The sequence below is a fragment of the Pseudanabaena cinerea FACHB-1277 genome, from assembly GCF_014696345.1.
Lineage (GTDB): Bacteria > Cyanobacteriota > Cyanobacteriia > Pseudanabaenales > Pseudanabaenaceae > Pseudanabaena > Pseudanabaena cinerea.
The window spans coordinates 1-4,439 of record NZ_JACJPY010000156.1 but is presented as its reverse complement, the minus strand read 5'-3'; the positions used below and the strand labels follow the sequence as shown (position 1 = coordinate 4,439).

Sequence of the window (4,439 nt, the reverse complement as noted above, 5' to 3'; positions counted from 1 at the left end):
CGCTATTACGTCATCGGCGTTAGCTGTCCAGCCAATGATGCCACCTTGAGCGCGGAGCATTTCGATCGTGGAGGATTTGAATGCTGGGAAATAGCTGGCAGTGCCATCTTCGATCAAAAGGCATTCATAGCCGCGATCGTTCGCCTCCCGCATCGTGGTTTGAACGCAGACCTCAGTAGTTACACCTGTAAATAGTAAATGGGTAATATTTTCCTGTTGCAAAATCTCCTCTAAAGAAGTACGACAAAAAGCCCCCTTACCAGGTTTGACAATTACGATCTCGCCTTCCTTGGGGGTGAGTTCAGGAATAATATTATTACCATCTTCACCAACAATGAGAATCCTGCCCATTGTGCCGCGATCGCCAATTTTGAGATCGCCTTTGCCCCGATTGAGTTTAGAGAGTGGGCAATCTGATAAATCGGGTTGATGCGCCTCGATCGTATGGATTACGGGTAAGCCTAGCGATCGAAAGGTTTCCAGTAACCTTTTCACGGTCGGCACAATGCTTTGTAGTTGAGTAACATCATTACCCAAAGCATCGCCAAAACCGCCATGTTCTAAAAAGTCTCTCTGCATATCAATAATTACTAGAGCGACTTTACTAGTTTCAGGCAATGTATATTCGTAAGGCTGAGCAGCGATCGCCGACATAAATAAATATTCCTCAATAATAAAAATAGCTTGTTAGTATGGAGCGTCCCGCGCCATACTAACAAGGCATTAATGGATAATTACGGGCTTTTCCCAGACAATCAGCACCACACAACCCTCTGCGCTAGAAACCTGATGACTAGTATCGGGAGCGTTAATCACAAAGGAACCCTTAGGATAGATACCATTAGCATCGGATTGAGAACCTGAAAGCACGAGAATATGCTCATAGCCACTGTGGGAATGGTAAGGCACTTTTGCCCCTGCTATATAGCGTAATAACGCTGCACTTGCGCCATTTTCTCTGCTCTCATCCTTGTACAAAGGGTAGATTTCTACCCCTTCGCGAAAGGGCTGCCAAGGTAAATCGTCATAGCTAGAACGATCAATCAGATTAGGAAAGAATTGCATTAGTTTAATGTCCTGCCATTTTCTGCCCGATCGCCGCCAAGTCTGCTTCAGCACTGGTGCTTTCGTAAACTAGCTTACCTTCACTCATCACCAGAATGCGATCGCTAAGGGTTAAGATTTCATCGAGATCCTCACTGACCAACAGCACAGCGACACCGCGATTTCGGGCTTCCACAATTTGATTGTGAATGTATTCTACCGCCGCAAAGTCTAGCCCAAATACGGGGTTGGCGACAATCAACAGTTTGATTTTTTCGGCTGATAGCTCCCGTGCCAAGACTGTACGCTGCACATTACCACCCGAAAGATTGCCCACAGGGGTATCGGCGGAAGGGGTCTTAATTGAGAATACTTTAATCAAATTCTTGGCAGTATCTCGGATTGCTTTAAACAGAAGCAGCACTCCACCCTTAGCCTGTGGTGGACGGTCAAAGGTACGCAGTGCCAAGTTCTCGGCAACACTCATATGAGGGACACAGGCATTGCGAAGGGGTTCTTCGGGCAGAGAAAATACTTGATGACTGTACATTTCCTTGCGGGTAGCCTTGTAGCGATCGCCATTGACAAAGACATCACCCGATGTGGCAATCCTTTGCCCAGAGAGAACTTCCACTAGTTCGCGCTGACCATTGCCCGACACACCTGCGATGCCCACAATTTCGCCGCTCTTAATTTGCAGGTTAATCCCAGTGATTGCTTCTAAACCATTGTCGCGATCGGCGTGGAGATTGCGTACATCTAGAACAATTTGATCGCTATCAACTTTAGTTTTGGCAACCTGACGCGCTTCCTTAGCTTCGCCCAACATCATCGCCGCCATATCCGTTACCGACAGCTCTTTCGTGGAGCCAGTACCCGCAAACTTGCCCTTGCGTAACACTGTCACATGATCGGCAAAAGTGGTGATTTCGCGGAACTTGTGACTGATCATCAGCACACTCAAGCGTCCTGCAGTAACTTCTTCGCGCAGCAATCCCAGCACCTCATCGGCTTCCTGTGGTGTTAATACGGAGGTTGGCTCATCCAGAATCAGAATTTTGCTCTTGAGATAGAGTTGTTTGAGAATCTCCAGCTTTTGTTTTTGACCCGCCGCCAGTTGCGAGATCGGTAAATTTAAGTCAATTTTGAAAGGAGAAGATGCCATAAACTCTTCTAATTTTGCATATTCTTCTTTCCAATTGATCACATTAGGCGTATCTGGACGCACCAGCAAAAGATTCTCCGCTACCGTCATCGCAGGCACAACCGTAAAATGTTGGTAAACCATACCAATGCCATAATGATAGGCATCGCGGGGGCTGTTGATATCGCGGGATTGTTTGTTAATCAGAATATCGCCGTGGGTGGCGGCATGAAAGCCCATAATGCACTTAACAAGGGTACTTTTTCCCGCACCATTTTCACCAAGCAGTGCATGAAATGTGCCTGGGGCAACCTTAAGCGATACATTATCGACAGCGATAAAGTTGCCGAACTTTTTGGAAACATTGACCAGTTCTAGTTCTGGGGGCAGATGCGATCGCAGGGTGTCGGCAGAAACGCTGGCAGGAACAGTCATAGAGGGCATTGACTCTTTCATAGATTCTTCTACAACCAAATTTTTAGGCGGACTATCAGCAGAATCAGGGCGATCATCAAGATTGCTAGAATTGACTTCAAGATCGTCAGGGATCGAGTTTTCCATGACTGGGTTACACAGGGGCGTATTTTACATTTCGATCATAAATCTAATTACAAGTTCTGCATAATTGCTGTAGTCAATGTTTCAGAATCACTAACTGCACCAAATACACCTCCCTGCATTTCGATCATTTTTAAGGCTGCCAGATGGTTGCCATAGTCGGTTGCGCCCGTGCAGTCCGACAGCATTAGACATTCATAACCGCGATCATTGGCATCGCGCATGGTGGTATGCACACACACATCGGTGGTAATCCCAGAAAGAATTACATTTTGAATACCCTTACGCTTCAAAATCAGATCGAGGTCAGTGGCATAAAATGAGCCTTTGCCAGGTTTATCGATAATTGGCTCATTGGGCAGTGGATATAGTTCGGGGATGATGTCCCAACCTGCTTCACCACGTACTAAAATTTTGCCGCAAGGGCCTGGGTCGCCAATACCTGCACCAATACGCTGCGATCGCCAGCGCTTATTTTCGGGCAGATCCGACAGGTCAGGACGATGCCCCTCACGGGTGTGAATAATGTGAAAGCCTTTCTCGCGAAATAGGGTTAAGACTTTTTTGATCGGCTCAATGGGCGCTCTGGTCAAGGACAGGTCATAGCCCATCTTATCTACATAGCCACCCACACCACAAAAGTCCGTCTGCATATCAATAATGATTAGTACCGTATTGTCAGGTCGCAGATCGCCGTTATAGGGATATGGGTAAGGAGTTGCGTCAATATACATAAATTTTTGTTATTAACTTGTTACGAGCTGGTTGTTAAGATCTGTTTGCTAAGAGCCAGATTAAATTGTGATACTAAGAGGTAACTCAGACTGTTCCCTAGAAACTAATATTAGATAAAGAAATCGCTGCTTTTTTTCTCTATTTAAAATTTATTAAAAAAAATTATTAATTTTATTTAAAAACCCTTCCTGATCATGACACTGATTCAAATATCCGATAGATTTATAAAAGTAGCCTCAAATGTCATTTTTATAAGTTTATGCTGTGAAAATAATTTCTACTATATTTCTTGATATATTCCTGAAAGGGGTTCGATAAATATATTAAAATGCTTTATATATCTGGATTGGTTTTGATACAAGATTTTAATTCATAGAGCGATCGCTGACACATGGGGTTCTGGAAAAGCTTATTTGGTTCTGATACCCTCGAACCAACCAAAAAAACGAAACTTCGCCAAGTACCAAACCAAAGCGGACAGATATTTTTTAGCACCGAAAAAGATATCGATCTTTACGAACTGGAAGAACTATGCGATGCCGTGGGTTGGGCGCGGCGACCGATTCGTAAAGTGCGGGTGGCATTGCAGCATAGTTTTGTGGTGCTGTCCATATGGGAGCATCGCGGCGGCTTTCGCCGTTTGATTGGCTTTGCAAGGGCAACCTCTGACCATGCTTTTAATGCCACCCTCTGGGATGTGGTGATTCATCCTGAATTTCAGGGTAAAGGTTTAGGGAAAGCAATGATGGAAGAAATGATCCGCGAGTTACGCAAGTCAGATATTAGTAATATTAGTTTATTTGCCGATGCCCATGTTGTGGATTTTTATCAGCAACTTGGGTTTAATGTCGATCCCGAAGGCATCAAAGGAATGTTTTGGTATCCAAACTAAAAAATGGTTAGCCACTCTTTAATTTGGCATTAAAACCCAATAACTGGCGTTGCGGCGCGAAGCGCC

The 4,439-nt window shown here is 44.9% G+C and carries 5 protein-coding genes; 1 reads left to right on the top strand and 4 read right to left on the bottom strand.

Annotation, left to right across the window (positions count from 1 at the left end; translation table 11 throughout):
* The 4 genes from H6F44_RS22265 to biuH form a co-directional block, all read right to left on the bottom strand.
* Nucleotides 1–654, bottom strand: a 654-nt coding sequence (locus H6F44_RS22265; RefSeq protein WP_190353272.1) for a cysteine hydrolase family protein, incomplete at its 3' end; no start/stop codon positions are given.
* Between the two features lie 69 nt (nt 655–723).
* Nucleotides 724–1,065 carry a cupin domain-containing protein gene (locus H6F44_RS22260; RefSeq protein ID WP_190353274.1) on the bottom strand — a complete coding sequence of 114 codons (342 nt, stop codon included), beginning with the start codon at nt 1,063–1,065 and terminating at the stop codon, nt 724–726.
* Between the two features lie 4 nt (nt 1,066–1,069).
* Nucleotides 1,070–2,632, bottom strand: coding sequence for an ABC transporter ATP-binding protein (locus H6F44_RS22255; RefSeq protein WP_407681886.1), 1,563 nt, complete (start codon nt 2,630–2,632; stop codon nt 1,070–1,072).
* Nucleotides 2,633–2,796: 164 nt separating this feature from the next.
* On the bottom strand, nt 2,797–3,480 hold the full coding sequence (gene biuH, locus H6F44_RS22250; RefSeq protein ID WP_190353271.1) for a biuret amidohydrolase: 684 nt from the start codon (nt 3,478–3,480) through the stop codon (nt 2,797–2,799).
* A 392-nt stretch (nt 3,481–3,872) separates the two neighbouring features.
* Here biuH and H6F44_RS22245 point away from each other — a divergent pair, with 392 nt between their 5' ends.
* Complete coding sequence (locus H6F44_RS22245; RefSeq protein ID WP_190353270.1) at nt 3,873–4,373, top strand: GNAT family N-acetyltransferase; 501 nt, start codon at nt 3,873–3,875, stop codon at nt 4,371–4,373.
* The last annotated feature ends 66 nt before the right edge of the window (nt 4,374–4,439 follow it).

What these genes read in the sequence shown, in the direction of transcription:
- biuH (WP_190353271.1), bottom strand. Translation starts at nt 3,480, where the DNA reads ATGTATATTGACGCAACTCCTTACCCATATCCCTATAACGGCGATCTG.
- H6F44_RS22255 (WP_407681886.1), bottom strand. Translation starts at nt 2,632, where the DNA reads ATGCCCTCTATGACTGTTCCTGCCAGCGTTTCTGCCGACACCCTGCGA.
- H6F44_RS22260 (WP_190353274.1), bottom strand. Translation starts at nt 1,065, where the DNA reads ATGCAATTCTTTCCTAATCTGATTGATCGTTCTAGCTATGACGATTTA.
- H6F44_RS22245 (WP_190353270.1), top strand. Translation starts at nt 3,873, where the DNA reads ATGGGGTTCTGGAAAAGCTTATTTGGTTCTGATACCCTCGAACCAACC.